The sequence below is a fragment of the Candidatus Rhodobacter oscarellae genome (assembly GCF_001078595.1).
GTDB lineage: Bacteria > Pseudomonadota > Alphaproteobacteria > Rhodobacterales > Rhodobacteraceae > Rhodobacter_B > Rhodobacter_B oscarellae.
This window is the reverse complement of record NZ_LFTY01000002.1, coordinates 1,022,517-1,038,702: the sequence shown is the minus strand read 5'-3', so window position 1 is coordinate 1,038,702 and position 16,186 is coordinate 1,022,517. Positions and strand designations below refer to the sequence as shown.

General features: G+C 63.1%; 12 protein-coding genes, 1 other RNA gene and 1 pseudogene. 3 read left to right on the top strand and 11 right to left on the bottom strand.

Annotated features, from left to right (window positions below; genetic code table 11):
- Positions 1 to 120: 120 nt before the first annotated feature.
- A complete protein-coding gene (locus AIOL_RS09970; RefSeq protein WP_049642845.1) occupies positions 121 to 3,786 on the bottom strand; it encodes a vitamin B12-dependent ribonucleotide reductase in 3,666 nt (1,221 codons plus the stop codon).
- Positions 3,787 to 4,606: 820 nt separating this feature from the next.
- Here AIOL_RS09970 and AIOL_RS09965 point away from each other — a divergent pair.
- Entirely contained in the window at positions 4,607 to 6,400 is a 1,794-nt protein-coding gene (locus AIOL_RS09965; protein ID WP_049642844.1) for a flavin-containing monooxygenase, read from the top strand.
- A 362-nt stretch (positions 6,401 to 6,762) separates the two neighbouring features.
- Here AIOL_RS09965 and AIOL_RS09960 read toward each other — a convergent pair whose 3' ends face one another.
- From AIOL_RS09960 to AIOL_RS09930, 8 genes and pseudogenes are all read right to left on the bottom strand, one after another.
- On the bottom strand, positions 6,763 to 7,452 hold the full coding sequence (locus AIOL_RS09960) for a site-2 protease family protein (protein WP_049642843.1): 690 nt from the start codon (positions 7,450 to 7,452) through the stop codon (positions 6,763 to 6,765).
- A gap of 95 nt (positions 7,453 to 7,547) precedes the next feature.
- Positions 7,548 to 7,715 (bottom strand): annotated as a pseudogene (locus AIOL_RS24380) (oxidoreductase); the annotation flags it as partial.
- Between the two features lie 13 nt (positions 7,716 to 7,728).
- Positions 7,729 to 8,688 carry a bestrophin-like domain gene (locus AIOL_RS09955; RefSeq protein WP_049642842.1) on the bottom strand — a complete coding sequence of 320 codons (960 nt, stop codon included), beginning with the start codon at positions 8,686 to 8,688 and terminating at the stop codon, positions 7,729 to 7,731.
- Between the two features lie 74 nt (positions 8,689 to 8,762).
- Positions 8,763 to 9,746 carry an acryloyl-CoA reductase gene (gene acuI, locus AIOL_RS09950; protein WP_049642841.1) on the bottom strand — a complete coding sequence of 328 codons (984 nt, stop codon included), beginning with the start codon at positions 9,744 to 9,746 and terminating at the stop codon, positions 8,763 to 8,765.
- Positions 9,747 to 9,758: 12 nt separating this feature from the next.
- Positions 9,759 to 10,865 carry a dimethylsulfoniopropionate demethylase gene (locus tag AIOL_RS09945; protein ID WP_049642840.1) on the bottom strand — a complete coding sequence of 369 codons (1,107 nt, stop codon included), beginning with the start codon at positions 10,863 to 10,865 and terminating at the stop codon, positions 9,759 to 9,761.
- Between the two features lies 1 nt (position 10,866).
- The gene (locus tag AIOL_RS09940; RefSeq protein ID WP_049642839.1) at positions 10,867 to 11,373 is read right to left on the bottom strand and encodes a DinB family protein; all 507 of its coding nucleotides are present in this window, start codon (positions 11,371 to 11,373) and stop codon (positions 10,867 to 10,869) included.
- The gene (locus tag AIOL_RS09935; protein ID WP_049642838.1) at positions 11,370 to 12,086 is read right to left on the bottom strand and encodes a DUF1326 domain-containing protein; all 717 of its coding nucleotides are present in this window, start codon (positions 12,084 to 12,086) and stop codon (positions 11,370 to 11,372) included. Before AIOL_RS09935 ends, AIOL_RS09940 begins: the two co-directional genes overlap by 4 nt.
- A 14-nt stretch (positions 12,087 to 12,100) precedes the next feature.
- Positions 12,101 to 12,892 (bottom strand): DUF2182 domain-containing protein, encoded by a 792-nt coding sequence (locus tag AIOL_RS09930; protein ID WP_049642837.1) that lies wholly within the window; start codon positions 12,890 to 12,892, stop codon positions 12,101 to 12,103.
- A 90-nt stretch (positions 12,893 to 12,982) separates the two neighbouring features.
- Between AIOL_RS09930 and AIOL_RS09925 the strand changes: the two genes are divergently transcribed.
- Positions 12,983 to 13,711, top strand: coding sequence for a FadR/GntR family transcriptional regulator (locus tag AIOL_RS09925; protein ID WP_049642836.1), 729 nt, complete (start codon positions 12,983 to 12,985; stop codon positions 13,709 to 13,711).
- Positions 13,712 to 13,724: 13 nt separating this feature from the next.
- Here the strand turns inward: AIOL_RS09925 and AIOL_RS09920 are convergent, their stop codons facing one another.
- Positions 13,725 to 14,525, bottom strand: coding sequence for a trypsin-like serine peptidase (locus AIOL_RS09920; protein WP_049642835.1), 801 nt, complete (start codon positions 14,523 to 14,525; stop codon positions 13,725 to 13,727).
- 442 nt (positions 14,526 to 14,967) lie between these two features.
- On the opposite strand from AIOL_RS09920, the gene ssrA reads away from it, so the two are divergent.
- Positions 14,968 to 15,321: a transfer-messenger RNA gene (ssrA, locus tag AIOL_RS24375) on the top strand.
- Between the two features lie 126 nt (positions 15,322 to 15,447).
- On the opposite strand, the gene AIOL_RS09915 is transcribed toward ssrA, so the two are convergent.
- Positions 15,448 to 16,137, bottom strand: a complete 690-nt coding sequence (locus AIOL_RS09915) for an LCCL domain-containing protein (protein WP_049642834.1) — start codon at positions 16,135 to 16,137, stop codon at positions 15,448 to 15,450.
- Positions 16,138 to 16,186: the final 49 nt, after the last annotated feature.

Genomic DNA, 16,186 nt, shown 5'->3' with positions numbered 1-16,186 from the left:
GTCCGCCCCCACCCTGTTCTTTGCCTCGCGCGGCCGCCCCTTACTGGGTGGGACCAAAACTCTTTGAAGAGTTTTGACAAATTTCTTGCCAAGAAATTTGCGCCCCGCGAGGTCGTTCCGTTAGCTACACCCGCTGGTCGCGCCGCAGGTGTTGCATTTCATGCAGGTCCCGTTCCGGACCAGCGTGTAGTTGCCGCAATCGCCGCAGGCCTCGCCCTCGTAGCCCTGCATCTTGGCCTTGGCGCGGGCGTCCATCTGCACCGCCCCGGTGGTCGGGGGCGCCACGGCCGCGGCCACGGTGCTGGCGGTCGTCTCTGGCGCCAGCGCCTGCAGCGTCGCCACCGGGTCCGCGGCGCCGCTCAGCGCCACCGCGCCCTGCCCGGCCCCGCCGTTCAGCACCACCAGCTCCTGCGGCGCGCGGTTGCGCAGGTACCCGCTGGAGACCACCTTTTTCAGCACCTCCACCTGGTCCATCCCGCGGCTATCGGGCACCTCGGTGAAGTTGCGCTTGCCCTCCTCGTCGCCGCGGCCGAGGTCGTCAAAGCTGACGCCCTCGGGTTTCACATGCGCCAGGTCGGTGCGGTCCAGGTAGGACACCGCCAGCTCGCGGAAGATGTAGTCCAGGATCGAGGTGGCGTTCTTGATGGTCTCGTTGCCCTGGACCATGCCGGCGGGCTCGAACTTGGTGAAGGTGAAGGCGTCCACGAACTCCTCCAGCGGCACGCCGTATTGCAGGCCCACGGAGACCGCGATGGCGAAGTTGTTCATCATCGCGCGGAAGCCCGCGCCCTCCTTGTGCATGTCGATGAAGATCTCGCCCAGGGAGCCGTCCGAGTACTCGCCGGTCCGCAGGTAGACCTTGTGCCCGCCGACCACTGCCTTCTGGGTGTAGCCCCGGCGGCGGTCCGGCATCTTCTCGCGCGCGGCGGCGATCTCTTTGACGATCACCTTCTCGACGATCTTCTCGGCCAGCACCGCGGCCTTCTCGTGGGTCGAGCCGCTCTCGAGGATCTCGGCCGCCTCGTCGTCATCCTCCACCAGGGCCGAGGCCAGCGGCTGGGACAGCTTCGATCCGTCGCGGTAGAGCGCGTTCGCCTTCACGCCCTTCGCCCAGGAGCGCTCATACGCCTCCTGCACCTCTTCGATGGTGGCGTTGTTGGGCATGTTGATCGTCTTCGAGATCGCGCCCGAGATGAAGGACTGCGCCGCCGCCATCATGTCGATATGGCTGTTGACCGACAAAAAGCGCTTGCCCTTCTTGCCGCAGGTGTTGGCGCAGTCAAAGACCGACAGGTGCTCGTCCTTCATGAAGGGCGCGCCCTCAAGGGTCATGGTGCCGCAGACATGGTCGTTGGCGGCGTCGATATCGGCGCGGCTAAAGCCCAGATGGCTCAGCAGGTCAAACGTCGGATCGCTGAGCTTCTCCTGCGGGATGCCCAGGGGGCCGGTCAGGAACTCGGCGCCCAGGGTCCACTGGTTGAACACGAACCGGATGTCGAAGGCCGACGGCAGCGCCGCCTCGATCTTGGCCAGCTCGGCGGGGCCGAACCCGTGCCCGATCAGCGAGGTGTGATTGATCCCGGGCGCATTGCCCAGCGTGCCATGACCGACGGCGTGCGCGACAATCTCTTCAATCTGGGAGGTGGAATATCCAAGCGTCTCCAACGCCGCCGGCACCGAGCGGTTGATGATCTTGAAATACCCGCCGCCCGCAAGTTTCTTGAACTTCACCAGGGCAAAGTCCGGCTCGATCCCCGTTGTGTCGCAATCCATCACCAGCCCGATTGTGCCGGTCGGGGCGATCACCGTGGATTGCGCGTTCCTGTAGCCATGCGCCTCGCCCAGATCCAGCGCCTCGTCCCAGGCCGCGCGGGCCAGGGCCACCAGGTCCTGGTCGGGGCAGTTGTCGCCGTCCAGCGCCACCGGCTTGATGCTCAGGCCATCATAGCCGTCCAGCTCGCCGTAAGCGGCGCGGCGGTGGTTGCGGATCACCCGCAGCATATGCGCCTCGTTGCGCTTGTAGCTTGGGAAGGGGCCCAGCTCTCCGGCCATCTCGGCGGAGGTCGCGTAGGACACGCCGGTCATGATCGCCGTCAGCGCCCCGCAGAGCGCGCGGCCCTCGTCGCTGTCATAGCCCAGGCCCATATTCATCAGCAGCCCGCCGATATTGGCATAGCCCAGCCCCAGCGTGCGGAAGTCATAGGAAAGCTGCGCGATCTCCTTCGACGGGAATTGCGCCATCATCACGCTGACCTCCAGCGTCACCGTCCAGAGCCGCGTGGCGTGCACATAGTCATCCGCCTGGAACTTGCCGTCCTCAAAGAAGGTCAGCAGGTTCATCGAGGCCAGGTTACAGGCCGTGTCGTCCAGGAACATGTATTCCGAGCACGGGTTCGAGCCGCGGATCGGGCCGTCCTCTGGGCAGGTGTGCCAGGCGTTCACCGTGTCGTGGTACTGGATGCCGGGATCGGCGCAGGCCCAGGCGGCGTGGCCGATCTGCTCCCACAGGTCGCGCGCCTTGATGGTCTTGGCGACCTTGCCATCGGTGCGGCGGATCAGCTCCCAATCGGCGTCCTCGGCCACGGCCTTGAGGAACGCATCCGTGACGCGCACCGAGTTGTTCGAGTTCTGCCCCGAGACCGAGCTATAGGCCTCGCTGTCCCAATCGGTGTCATAGGTCGGGAACTCGATCGAGCTATAGCCCTGCTTGGCGTAATCCAGCACGCGCTTGACGTAAGTCTCTGGGATCGAAGCCTTTTTGGCGTCGCGCACAGCGGCCTTCAGGGCGGCGTTCTTGGCCGGGTCCACCGCGTCCTCGACGGCGCCGTCCCACTGGCCAATGGCGGCGAAGATCTCGTTAAGCTTCTGCTCGTGCATCTTGGAGCCCGCCACCAGGCTGGCCACCTTCTGCTCTTCCTTGACCTTCCAGTTGATGTATTCCTCGATATCGGGGTGATCCGCATCGACGATGACCATCTTGGCCGCGCGCCGGGTGGTGCCGCCGGATTTGATCGCGCCCGCCGCGCGGTCGCCGATCTTGAGGAACCCCATCAGGCCCGAGGACTTGCCGCCGCCCGACAGCGACTCACCCTCGCCCCGCAGGTGGCTAAAGTTGGTGCCGGTACCGCTGCCGTATTTGAACAGGCGCGCCTCGCGGACCCACAGATCCATGATGCCGCCATCATTGACCAGATCGTCGCTGCAGCCCTGGATAAAGCAGGCATGCGGCTGCGGATGCTCATAGCTGGAGGTGGACTTGGTCAGCTCGCCCGACTGGTAGTCCACATAGAAATGCCCCTGCGCCGGGCCGTCGATCCCGTAAGCCCAATGCAGGCCGGTGTTGAACCATTGCGGCGAGTTCGGCGCGGCGCGCTGGGTCGCCAGCATATAGCGCATCTCGTCGAAATAGGCATGGGCGTCCGCCTCGGTGGTGAAATAGCCACCCTTCCAGCCCCAATAGGCCCAGGCGCCGGCCAGCCGGTCAAAAACCTGCCGCGCGGACTGCTCGCCGCCCATCTCTTTGCCCGCCGGCACCGAGCGCCACAGGAACTCGGGCACGCCCTTTTCCTTCACCTTCTTCAGCTTCGCGGGGACACCGGCCTTGCGGAAGTACTTCTGCGCGATCACATCGCTGGCCACCTGGCTCCAACTCGCGGGGACCTCGACCTCGTCATTTTTAAAGACGACGGTGCCGTCAGGGTTCTTAATCTCCGAGGACGTCATCGTGAACTCGACGTCCGCATACGCGTCTTGACCTGCCTTGGTGAACTTGCGTGCGATTTTCATTTCTTCGGGTGCCCCGTCTTTTTTTTGTCCTGTTCACGCCGATCCCATGTCGTTCCACGGGGGGCGTGTGTTAATAGTTTGCCGGAGCATCAGGCAAGGATTCTGCGGTCGCGGTCCTGTGGATAAGCCCAGATCCGCGGTTTGAGACGTCTATTTTGATGTCCCGTCAGTGTCCCCTGCCCGTAGAGGTAGCCACTATATATTGTGGCACTCCCAACCGGCCAGCACAATCTGGCGTATGAGACCGGTCTGGGTCAACAACAAAATTTGGCAAAATTTACCATAAACCGCCTTGACGGACGCACCCGGTTTTGCCTCCCAAAATTAACCTTTTGATTCACGAATGTGACAGAATTCAAACTTATCCACAGGGCCGCATTACGGCAGGAAAGAAAAGCCCACGAAATAGAGCAACTTACCCAGAAATGCTAAGAGGCCGCCTCAACTTTGCCTGTGGATGAGTTCGGCACCGGCCCTCAGAGGCGGGCGCGAGCGCGGGGCAAACATTCGCGTGGCATGAATACAACGCATCGAAAAATCGTGCCCGAAGAGGTGCAAAACCCGCTTCTCGCGCCTGCGAGCAGCACTATCAGATGTGTATTGCACCCCTACTTAACACAATATGTGGTGGTCAGAACCGCCTCACCGCCCCAAAACGACTCAACTCTGGCATTTCCACGGACAGGCGCTAACATATTAAGCAAATTCGCGCCCGCCGCCGTTCTGCTGCCCCACCCGGTCCACCGCACCCATAATATCAACACGTGCCTGGCCGCCCTGAACGGAGATTGGCCAGATTTGATTATTGGGAGGAAAACTTATGGATGCTGCATCACCGCTTGGAAGAATCGAGACATTCCTGACGAAACTCGGCGCCGCGCTGGCCGCCGCCGACACCGAGGCGCTCAAGGGCCTCTTTGCCGAGGATTGCTATTGGCGCGACCTGGTGGCCTTCACCTGGAACATCAAGACCATGGAGGGGCGCGATGCCATCGCCGCGATGGCCGCCGAGACCCTGGCCGGGGTGAACCCGCGCAACTGGGCCGTCGAGGGCGAGCCCTCTGAGGCGGGCGGCATCACCGAGGCCTGGATCACCTTCGAGACCGACGCGGTGCGCGGCAAGGGCCATGTCCGGCTGAATGCCGAGGGCTGCTGGACGCTTTTGACCACCGCGCAGGAGCTGAAGGGCCATGAAGAGACCAAAGGCGCCACCCGCGACCACGGCGTCACCCATGGCGCCTTCAAGGACCGCGAGACCTGGGCCGAGGCCCGCGCCCGCGAGGAAAAGGAACTGGGCTACACCGAGCATCCCTATTGCGTGATCATCGGCGGCGGCCAGGGCGGCATCGGCCTGGGCGCGCGGCTGAAACGCATCGGCGTGCCCACGATCATCGTCGAGAAGAACGACCGCCCCGGCGACAGCTGGCGCAAGCGCTACAAGTCGCTCTGCCTGCATGACCCGGTCTGGTACGACCACCTGCCCTACATCCCCTTCCCCGATCATTGGCCGGTCTTCTCGCCCAAGGACAAGCTGGGCGACTGGCTGGAATACTACACCAAGGTGATGGAGCTGAACTACTGGTCCAAGACGGTCTGCGAGAACGCCCGCTATGACGAAGCCGCCGGCGAATGGGTCGTGAAGGTCAACCGTGATGGCCAGGACGTCACCCTGCGCCCCAAGCAGCTGATCCTGGCCACCGGCATGTCCGCGGTGCCCAACGTGCCCTCCCTGCCCGGCATGGACAGCTTCACCGGCGACCTGCATCATTCCTCCAAGCATCCCGGCCCGGACCAATACGCGGGCAAAAGGGCCGTGGTGGTGGGCTCCAACAACTCCAGCCATGACATCTGCGCCGCCCTTTGGGAGGCCGGGGCCGATGTCACGATGGTACAGCGCTCGTCGACGCATATCGTCAAGTCGGACAGTTTGATGGATATCGCGATGGGGGATCTCTATTCCGAGCGCGCCGTGGCCAATGGCATCGACCACCACACCGCGGACCTGGTCTTTGCCTCGCTGCCCTATAAGGTGCTGCCCGCGGTGCAGGTGCCGGTCTATGAGGCGATAAAGGAACGCGACGCCGACTTTTACAACCGGCTAGAGAAAGCGGGATTTAAGCTGGACTGGGGCGATGACAACAGCGGGCTCTTTATGAAATACCTGCGCCGCGGCTCGGGCTATTACATCGACGTGGGCGCGTCCGAGCTGATCTGCGACGGCGAGGTCAAGCTGGCCCATGGCCAGGCCTCAGAGGTGACGCCCACGGGGCTCAAGCTAGAGGACGGCACCGAGCTGCCCGCGGATGTGATCGTCTTCGCCACCGGCTATGGCTCGATGAACGGCTGGGCCGCGCAGCTGATCAGTCAGGAGGTGGCCGATAAGGTCGGCAAGGTCCGGGGCCTGGGCTCAGCCACCACCAAGGACCCCGGCCCCTGGGAAGGCGAGCAGCGCAACATGTGGAAGCCCACGCAGCAAGAGGCGCTGTGGTTCCATGGCGGCAACCTGCACCAGTCGCGGCACTACTCGCAGTTCCTGGCGATCCAGCTCAAGGCGCGGATGGAGGGCCTGCCGACGCCGGTCTATGGGCTGCAAGAGGTGCATCACCTGAGTTAGAACCCACGGCTGGTTCCGGTTTATGGGGAAGGCGGGGGTTGGCCTTGAGTGGACATAGGGCCTCATTCCTCCAGAAGGCCGCTCCCCGCGTTGTGCTTGGCTCAAGGTGGAGGCCCCGGATCAAGTCCGGGGCGAGGTTTCTCTCGTGATCCCCTCGCCGGCCAAATCCAACCCCAGCCAGATGCACCGGTTAGATGCCCGACTTAGATGCCCGACGAAAGTCCGACGTTTTGCCGACAAAGTGCCGACATCGGTTTTCTCAATGAAATAAGGCCTTTCCGGCCATTCGGACGGCGTGGACCCGCAAACTGCGCGCGCTAGGGCAAGATTTCATTAACTTTGCCAAGCGTGGCACGTGTCAATCAAGCCGCCCGCCCCAGCAGCATCCGCCAATGCGCTGGCATCGCGGGCAGCAGCACCATCAGCGCCACGACCAGCCACCAGTTCAGGGTGCCCAGCGGGTCGATGACGAGCCAGAACGCCAGGAACAAAAGGCAGACCCCCGCCACCAGGAGCCCGACAAAGCCGCAGACCCTCCGCGCGAAGCCCGCGGACATGATCCGGCACAGCAGCAGGTTAAACAGCTTGGAGCCATCCAGCGGCGTGATCGGCAGCAGATTGATGATTAAGAGCGACAGGTTCACCCAGGCAACGGTGGCGAAAACCCAATAGATTTCAGGGTCATAGATCCACTGGGCGATCAGCGAGGACACCGCCCAGAGCACTGCGTTCACGATGGGCCCCATGGCGACGATCAGCTCTTGCTCGTAGCGGGTGGCCGAGCGCTCGCGCTCGCAGAACCCGCCGCAGCCGTTCAGCACGATGCGCCGCACCGGCTGGCCCTGCACCAAGCTGCCCCAGGCGTGGCCCACCTCGTGCAGAAAGATCGAGCCCATCACGATCACCAGGAACATCAGATCATAGGCCATCTCGCGGGCGCCGCCGCCAAAGCCAACGTAAAGAAACACCAAGAAAATAAGGCTCGGTGAGATCTGCACCGGCACCCCAAAGGGGCCGCGGAATTCAAAAATCGGGTTCTCTGACGTGAACATGACACCATCCCTCAATCACTGGGTTCAGGGATGTGTCGGGCTCATGTGGCAAAAGGTTGGCCCTTTCGTGGAAAAGCCAACCTCCGCGCGTTCTGTTACCCGTTTACATCAACCACAACGCGGCCCTTGACCTGGCCCTTGAGGATGTCGCGCCCCAGCTGCGGCAGGTCTGACAGGGTCGCGGGCTGCATCATGGCCTCCAGCTTGTCCATCGGCAGGCGCTTGGCGATACGCTCCCAGGCGGGAAGGCGGTTCTCGAAGGGGGCACAACATGCCTTAAGCCAACCGTCGGCGAATTTCCTCGAACGGTGCCATCGAAATCTGCCAATAGCCGTCAAATGGATCATTGAGGTCCAAAAGAAGCATGAACACAAAGGTAAAACAGCATGTCATCAAAAAGATGTAGATATGGTTCGTCGAAAATCCGTCGACGGGCGCACCAAAAAACGGCATCACCATTGAGATCGACATCAACAGTAGGAATGTCATTACCATGGGTGGCAACCGGTTGCCCATCGCGCGCGACCGGCGAGACCTTGCACGTGCAAGTTCGTCAAACGCGTTCAAAATCGCCGCTTGTGCGTTATTGGCAACATCCGTCTTTGGGACGATTTGCACCACAACCGCTGTGGCCTTCGAAATCACTACATCATTCTCCGCTGTCGGACCATTCTTCACAAACTCAATGACCCGCTGGACGTAGTCCCGCAATAAATCGCGCAACTGGTTCGATAGCTGCTTACAGTCCGACGTTTCTTGGCACTTCAATATGATGTCAGAGTATTTCTCAATCGACCCGATGCAGGTCGCCTCTTCGACAAGGGCTTCTCTTAGCTCGCCGAGGTCGTCGAGGCCCTTAAACAACAAAAACCCAGAAAACATCGCATAGAGCACACTGACCGCCTCTAGGTAAAAGCTATCGGCTTCAAAATTAATGACTGACGGGTCAGGTTCGGCAAAACCAAAATTCGCAATCGTCATAAAATCTTCTCCGCCCCCCAAAAGTAACGGCATTGCATCATAAAGCGCCATCATGAAGAGCCCGGCAGACAAGGGCACGAGCGCGCGTGTTGTTAAGACCGCACCTAAACTCGCGTGTGTTCCGCTGACGAGCAGGAGCATCGGGAGCAACAAAAGCAGAGGAGTCCAAGACGGTGCCAAATTGCTTTGCGCAAATAGGTAAACCGTCCCTAATACGAAGATGAGGTTCAGAAACTTCGGCAGCGAAAAATACATATCTTAATACCAGGCCAATAGATCTTTTAGCCTGGTCTTGTTTTTACCGTGCAGTCAAGCCCTGTATTAGGGCGCTAACTATTCACATCAACCACAACGCGGCCCTTAACCTGGCCCTTGAGGATGTCGCGCCCCAGCTGCGGCAGGTCCGACAGGGTCGCGGGCCGCACCATCGCCTCCAGCTTGTCCATCGGCAGGTGCTTGGCGATGCGCTCCCAGGCGGGGAGGCGGTTCTCGAAGGGCTGCATGACGCTGTCGATGCCCAGCAGGTTCACGCCGCGCAGCAGGAATGGGATCACCGTGGCGGGCAGCCCTGCCCCTCCGGCCAGGCCCACTGCGGCGACGCTGGCGCCATACTGCATCTGCCCCAGCACCCGGGCCAGCATCTCGCCGCCCACGGCGTCGACGCAACCGCCCCAAACCTCTTTCTCCAAGGGCCGTTTGGTGGTCTCGTTCAGCTCCTCGCGGGGCACGATCTGCGTGGCGCCGAGCCCGCGCAGGTACTCTTCGGTCTCAGGCCGCCCGGTGACCGCGGCGACCTCATGGCCCAGATTGGCCAGGATCGCGGTGGCGACCGAGCCCACGCCGCCAGCCGCACCGGTGACCAGCACGGGGCCGCCCTTCAGAACGTGATCCTCCAGCGCCATCACCGCCAGCATCGCGGTGAAGCCCGCCGTGCCCACGGCCATCGCCTGGCGCGTGTCCAAACCGGCGGGCAGCGGCACCAGCCAATCGGCGTTCACCCGCGCCTTCTGCGCGTAGCCGCCCCAATGCGCCTCGCCCACGCGCCAGCCGGTCAGCACGACCTTGTCGCCGGGCGTGTAGCGGTCGTCGTCCGACGCCTCGACGGTGCCCGCGAAATCGATCCCCGGCACATGCGGGTAGTTGCGCACCAGCCCGCCGCCCGGCCCGATGCAGAGCCCGTCCTTGTAGTTCACCGTGGAGTATTCCACCGCGACGGTCACGTTGCCCTCGGGCAGCATGTCCTCGCCGATCTGCTCCACCCCTGCGACGGGCTTTTCCTCGCCCTCTTTGCGGACCACGAGTGCGTTAAACATCTGATTCTCCTCTCAATTCCAAAAGACGCCAAAGACGGTCGCCGCACGCACCTCGCCCTCGGGCAGAAGCACGTCCACCTCTGTGTAGGGCTCCCAATGGGTCATGCGGACCATGCCAATGGCCACGTTCGTCTCGTAATCGGGGGACCAGGCGGCGGATGTCACCTGCCCCACCTGGTCCTGGCCCGCCATGATCGGCCAGGGCGCGCCGCAGCCGGGCACCGGGGCGCCCTCGATGGCGATGGCGCGGATCTGGCGCACGGGGCCGTCCTGGGCCACCCGCAGCAGCGAATCCCGCCCGACGCAGCCAATCGCCGTCTGCGTGTCGCAGAACCGGCCCAGCCCGCATTCATGGGGCGTGTTGGCGCGGGTCATGTCGTTACCATAGCTCAGCAAGCCGCCCTCGATCCGCTCGATCAGGTTGGGACAGCCCGCGTGGACGTCCAGATCCTTGCCCGCCTCGAAGAGCGCGTTCCAGAGCGGCATACCAATGTCCGAGCCCTCGACATAGATCTCGAACCCGCCTTGTTTAGAATATCCCGACCGCGCCACAACCAGGCTGCGCCCCTGGAAGTCGAACCAGCCAAAGCGGAAAAATCGGATGTTGCGTACGCTGTCGCCGAAGACCCGCGCCATCAGTTCCTCGGCCTTGGGGCCTTGAATGGCCAGAGGGGACACGTCGGGCTCGTCCACCAGCACCTCCATGTGAAGAGCGTGGGCGATCCCCTTGACCCAAAACAGCAAATCGCTGTCGGCAATCGAGATCCAATAGCGGTCCTCGGCAAGCTTGACCGCGACGGGGTCGTTCAGCATCCCGCCGGTCTGGTCGACGATGGGCATGTAATAGCACTGGCCCGGCAGCATGCCGCGCAGGTCGCGTGGCGTCAGCATCTTCATCAGCTTGCCCGCATCCGGGCCGCGAAGCTCCACCTGGCGCTCGCAGGCGACGTCCCAGACCTGCACCGCGGATTTCAGGTGGCGGTAATCCTCCTCGACCGAGCGGAAGACCGTGGCCAAAAGCATGTGATTATAGACCGTGTAGGCCTTGGCGCCCATCGCCTCGACGCCCTCGGAAAAGGGCGTGCGGCGCAGACGGCGCGAGGGGGAGATAGCGGCCATTTCAGGCATCCTCGGGCATGATGAAGAGGTCGGTATCGGCGGGCTTTGCCCCCGCCGCGGTGAGCATCGCGTGGACCTGGCCACGGTGGTGGGTCTGGTGGTTGAAAAAATGCTGCACGCAGAACCCGTAGGATTTCTGAACATTGGCGCCTAACGCACCGGAAAACCACGCCAAATCGCCCTGCAGATCCGCCTCTGTCAGCCTGCGCGCCCAGGTCTTGATCCGCTGGTCCGCATCCCCGCGCGCGGCCTTAAGGGCCACCCATTCGGAGGTGAAACGCGGGCTGTCAGAAATGCCCCCCTTGGGCTTTCTCCAGCCGTCAAAGCGCGACATCCAGATCGTGTCGGCCCAAAGAAGGTGGTTGAGCGTGCCGAAGATGGACCCGAAGAAGGCGCCGCGATCCGCCCTGCGGGCGTCCTCGGCAAGCCCATCTGCGGCCACCTGCAAGCTCTTGTTCTGCCAGGCGTTATAGCGCGCCATGGTGCGGCAGAACTCCGGTGTGATCATGTGCGGTTCGGGCCCGACCAGTTGATCGGGACGATCTCGCCGGACTTGCCGGAGAAGTCCCAGACCCGGCCATAGTCGCGCACCCGGCTTTTGAGCCCGCGCGCCGGATAGACCACCGGCCCCATCCAGTAGGTCGAGTTCTCGATCGCCACCGGCACGTCGGGGTCCTTGCCCTGCAGCATCTCGATCTCGCCCTGGATCTTGCGGCCCACCATGATGCGGCGGCGGCGCCCGTCGCGCTCGATGATCACCTTCTCGCGCTCCGCACCGATGATCTCGGAGACCAGGTAGTGGAACACGCCGGTGTTGCCGCCCGCCCCGCCAGAGAGGATCTGCAGCAACCCGTTATAGGCCTTTTGCGTCGCGTTTTCATCCACATAGGCCGCGACCTTCCAGTCGCCATCGGCCATCTTGCCGGGGATGTCGATCATCAGCGCCACGTTCAGCCCGCCCAGATTCTCGCCCTCGAAATGGCCCTCGTCGATCTGCAGCGCGAACCAGGTGCGGCAGGAGCCCTCGGTCGGCGGATGCGCGCCCAGCGAGATCACGCAGGGGCAGAACACCGTGCAGGAGCAGTTCATGAACAACTCGCCCTTGATCACCCACTCGGTCGGGCGCAGACGCCGCCGCAAAGGGTTCGGGTCCATGCGCTGATCCAGCCGGTCGCGCACCACGATCCGATCCGCCGCTTTGGCCTCTTTCTTGGCTGCCATGTCGTCCGTCCTCCCTATCCGATCAATCCAGCGGCCTGCGCCGCCACGAAGAGCCCGCCCGCGATCAACACCACGCCCGCCGGCTTCAGCAGGCGGTGGCCGATCTGCGGCAGTTTCTCAAACACCATAAAGAGCGTCGCCAGCCCCATCCACAAGAGGCTCATCACCCCGCCCACGAAGCCCAGCGCCATAAAGCCCCAGCAGCAGCCCACGCAGAACGCGCCCAGCCCCAGCCCCATGCGCAGCCCGCCGCGGAAATCCGGGCGCCAATGCCCCAGGAAATACATCATCGGCGAGTGACAGACCCCGTGGCAGATCTCTTTGGCGCGGGTGAATTGGAACGCTCCGACCACGATCAGCAGCGCCGCGGCGAACCAGGGCGTCTTGGCGATGCCCAGCATGTCCACCACGCCGCCAAAGAGCAGCGCCAGCTGCGCGGCGGTGATCGCCGCGGCGAACCCCACCCAGGCGATGGCGTAGCCCGCCAACACGCCCAGCCAGCCCGCGCGGGTGCCGTCCGCGGTCACCATCAGCCGCTCGTAGCTCGTCAAAGTGGGCACCATCGTGGGCAGCATCATCGCCGCCATCATGATCGCCCACATCGCGAATAGCGGCCCGAAATTGGCCATCGGCATGTACATCGGCATGCGCGGGTCCATCGCCGCCATGCGCGCGCCCATCGCCCCCGGGCGGCCGACCCAGTCCAGATCCATATCCATTGCCATGGAATACATCACCCACCACGCCCATAGGATCAGGGCGAAAAAGCCAAGCCACAGCGATGATCTGATCAGTCCAGCAGGCATCCGTCACAAGGTCCAGGTGAGTCTTTCGATTTGCCTATTGGTGCAGGCGCGGGTTAAATGTCAAACGATTAATGTCAGACAATTGGACAGATGCGCACAAAGCTCGACCAGACCAAAGACCTCGCCCCGCAGATCGCCAAGGCGATCCGAGAGGCCATCGTCGCCGGCGACCTGATCTCGGACGCGCGGCTGCCCTCGGAATCCGATCTGGCAGAGCAGTTCGGCGTCTCCCGCCCCACCGTGCGCGAGGCGCTCAAGCGCCTGGCCGCGCAGAGCCTGATCCGCACCCAGCGCGGCGCCACCGGCGGGGCCTTCGTGAACCGGCTGACCTATGAGGAGGCCTATCCGCAGCAGATCACCACCTCGACGCTTCTGTTGAGCATGAACGCGGTGGATTTCGAGACCGCCTGCGAGGCGCGCTACACGCTGGAACGCGCCTGCGCACCCTTGGCGGCCAAGCGCCGCGGCCCCGACCACCTCGCCGCCATGCAGGCCGAGATCACCCGCCAGGGTGCGCCTGGGCTGACGGATGAGGCGTTCTGCGCCTCGGATGTGGCCTTTCACCGCGCGCTGGTGGACGCCGCCGGCAACCCCGTGCTGAGCTATCAGCTGGCGGGCGCTGTGGAAGCCATGCAGCCCCTGATGAACATGATCACCTTCACCGCGCGGTCCCGCGAAGAGATCATCGCCCTGCACAGCCGGATCGCGGATGCCGTAAGTGCTCAGGAGCCCGCCGCTGTCGAGGCGGCGCTGTCAGAGCTGGAGAACTACACCAAGTCCCTTGGCGCGCAGGTCATGGCCGAGCGGCGCGGCGGTTAGCCCCGCGCGCGCTCTAGGACCCGTTGGGCCGGACGAACCGCGCGCCCCCGCTCATCCCCTGCCCCACGCCAATGCGCCGCGCCCCGTTGCTGATCGGCGCCAGGGCACGCCTGTTGCGCAAGGTCTCCAACATCTGCGGCACAATCGCGGACAGCTCCATCCCCAGCGTTTCCTTGGGCAAGCCCTCATCCACGGTCCCGCTGGACACGACCGAGAAGATGCGGAACCGGTCGCCCACCTTGGTAAAGACCGGCGCACCGGAGGAGCCAAAAGTCGCGTCGCAGTCGAAACCCACGACGCCATCGCGGTAGCGCTTCTTAAGCGCGCAGCCTCGCTCCAACGTCAGCGCCTCCAGTCGTCCCTGACCGTAAGAGGCCAGCGTCAGTTGCCCGCCCAAACGAGGCGGCGCGGCGATCTCATAGGGGTTGGCGCCGGGATCGTAGATCGCGCTGCTGAGGCGCACCAAGGCCACGTCAAGCGCAATCGCCTGCCCGCGGTCCCTGCGCGCGACCGCATCAAGATACCCGTCCGCGAGCACCAGATCGACGACGCTGCGCGAGGCAATCGCGCTGCCGTCCCGATAGCCTGCCCGGAACACGAATCCGGTGCCCTTGCCCGCCACGCAATGCGCGGCCGTAAGCGCGACATCCCGCGTGATCAGCGCCGCCGTGCAATGCCCATGCGGGCCATCCAGTCGCCCCACGGCCTCCCATCCCAACAGCTTGTCGCGCCGGTCCAGACGGTCCTTGACCTGCGCCCCGGATGTCATGGGCACCAAGAGGGCCACAGTCGCCAAAATGGTAAACACACGCATAGGTGATAGTCCGATCCGAAATTCCCTCAGATCGAACCCGTAAACCCGAATGGCGGTAAGAATTGGGCGCCTTCAGCACGGCAATGAGGCACGCGGGACAAGAGCCGAGCACGCAAGCATCGCGTCAGCTGCGCCGCGGCGATTTCATTGCATTTGAAGAAAGGCGAAAGACGCCCAAAACACCAATAAAAACAGCACCATCAGAAGATATCTGCCGCGTTTGTGAAACGGTTTTGGAGTATAGCAATACCCGCGACTCGCCCCCCAGAACCGCATTTTGTGACCGCAATCCGCGCATCTAAACAGCCTAACTGCCATGTGACTTCTCACTCATTCCCGTGACATCGAAAGGAACCAAAACCGGAGAATCGTTAACCAGAGTTGCGGCTTCTATGGCAAACTCACTCAACAAGACAACAAACTAATTCGCCTTTTTTTCTAGACGCTTGTATCCGGCGACGCGGGCGCCTACATATGAGGCGTCGGCTTGCCGACTATGGACATAAACGCGCACGTAATAAGCGGATCGGACCCGGGGGCGGTACCCGGCGACTCCACCAAATTCCCTTTATTGGGGGGAGCGAGGGGTCGAAACAGGATCGACGAACGTCTAAAGGTGTTTGCTTTGTCTCGGTGAGGTACCACCGATATCGGTCCGTTAAGCATAATTGCCAATAACAATCATGCTCCGGTCGCTCTCGCTGCTTAATGCAGCGCGATAGATCGAAATCTTAAGTCCAGTCCTCTAGCCAGGGCTGGCGGGGTTCGCAGGCACCTGGCAACAGAAGCCTGCACCTTATCACTCAGCGTTTGATGCCCGCGCCCGCTCCGAAGTTATGACGCGCATGCGGGAGCTTGCAGCGCAAGCCCCGGAGGCAACAGAAGCCTGCACCTTATCCCGCAGAGTCGCCCCGCGCACCGGCTACCGATTCCAATGAAAAGTTGTGCTGCTGACAAAAGCGCCCCAGCCCGAACTGGTGACACCGTTCGATTCCGCCCCGAAATACGACGAAAGCCCCTGCACTCTCAGCACATGGACATCGCCGCCCTCGGCATCGATATAGGCAAGGTGCAGCGCCGCGGTGCAGATGTCGCTATCCGCGGTGTAGGGCCCGTTGCCCCAGACCGAGCCCAGCGGCGCATCCGCCGGGCAGGCACAGGAATAGCGGTCGGCACCGGCAGGCATCTTGGTGCAGCGCGGCAAGCCCGTGGCCTCTAGCGTGGAAGCCCCACCCGCGCTGGCGAAGGCAAAGCTCTGGCCGTAGCTGCCCCAGCTTGAGGTGGTCACGCCATTGGCGGTGCTGCCCTCGTAGCCCGATTGGCCGGGTCGCTCGCTCAGCGAAACCACGCCGCCATCGGCGCCGATCACCCCTGCGTGGCGCGCGGCGGTGCAGACATCGCTGTCGCCAGTATAGGGCCCGACGCCCCAAACGGACCGGTCCACGCCGCCCGCGGGGCAGCTGCAGACGACATCGCCACCGGGAAATCGGCCACATTCCGGTGCCTCCACCGGGGCCGCACCAGAGGGGCTCTTCTTGCCGCTCTGCGCAATCGCTGGCGCGGCCAGCACGGTTCCAAAGATCAATAATGCGGGCGTGATCAAATAGCGCATCGCGCGCCTCCCTGTTGTCTAAAATGGATATCCGCAAGACTGCGCGCGC

What these genes read in the sequence shown, in the direction of transcription:
- AIOL_RS09970 (WP_049642845.1), bottom strand. Translation starts at nt 3,786, where the DNA reads ATGAAAATCGCACGCAAGTTCACCAAGGCAGGTCAAGACGCGTATGCG.
- AIOL_RS09965 (WP_049642844.1), top strand. Translation starts at nt 4,607, where the DNA reads ATGGATGCTGCATCACCGCTTGGAAGAATCGAGACATTCCTGACGAAA.
- AIOL_RS09960 (WP_049642843.1), bottom strand. Translation starts at nt 7,452, where the DNA reads ATGTTCACGTCAGAGAACCCGATTTTTGAATTCCGCGGCCCCTTTGGG.
- AIOL_RS09955 (WP_049642842.1), bottom strand. Translation starts at nt 8,688, where the DNA reads ATGTATTTTTCGCTGCCGAAGTTTCTGAACCTCATCTTCGTATTAGGG.
- acuI (WP_049642841.1), bottom strand. Translation starts at nt 9,746, where the DNA reads ATGTTTAACGCACTCGTGGTCCGCAAAGAGGGCGAGGAAAAGCCCGTC.
- AIOL_RS09945 (WP_049642840.1), bottom strand. Translation starts at nt 10,865, where the DNA reads ATGGCCGCTATCTCCCCCTCGCGCCGTCTGCGCCGCACGCCCTTTTCC.
- AIOL_RS09940 (WP_049642839.1), bottom strand. Translation starts at nt 11,373, where the DNA reads ATGATCACACCGGAGTTCTGCCGCACCATGGCGCGCTATAACGCCTGG.
- AIOL_RS09935 (WP_049642838.1), bottom strand. Translation starts at nt 12,086, where the DNA reads ATGGCAGCCAAGAAAGAGGCCAAAGCGGCGGATCGGATCGTGGTGCGC.
- AIOL_RS09930 (WP_049642837.1), bottom strand. Translation starts at nt 12,892, where the DNA reads ATGCCTGCTGGACTGATCAGATCATCGCTGTGGCTTGGCTTTTTCGCC.
- AIOL_RS09925 (WP_049642836.1), top strand. Translation starts at nt 12,983, where the DNA reads ATGCGCACAAAGCTCGACCAGACCAAAGACCTCGCCCCGCAGATCGCC.
- AIOL_RS09920 (WP_049642835.1), bottom strand. Translation starts at nt 14,525, where the DNA reads ATGCGTGTGTTTACCATTTTGGCGACTGTGGCCCTCTTGGTGCCCATG.
- AIOL_RS09915 (WP_049642834.1), bottom strand. Translation starts at nt 16,137, where the DNA reads ATGCGCTATTTGATCACGCCCGCATTATTGATCTTTGGAACCGTGCTG.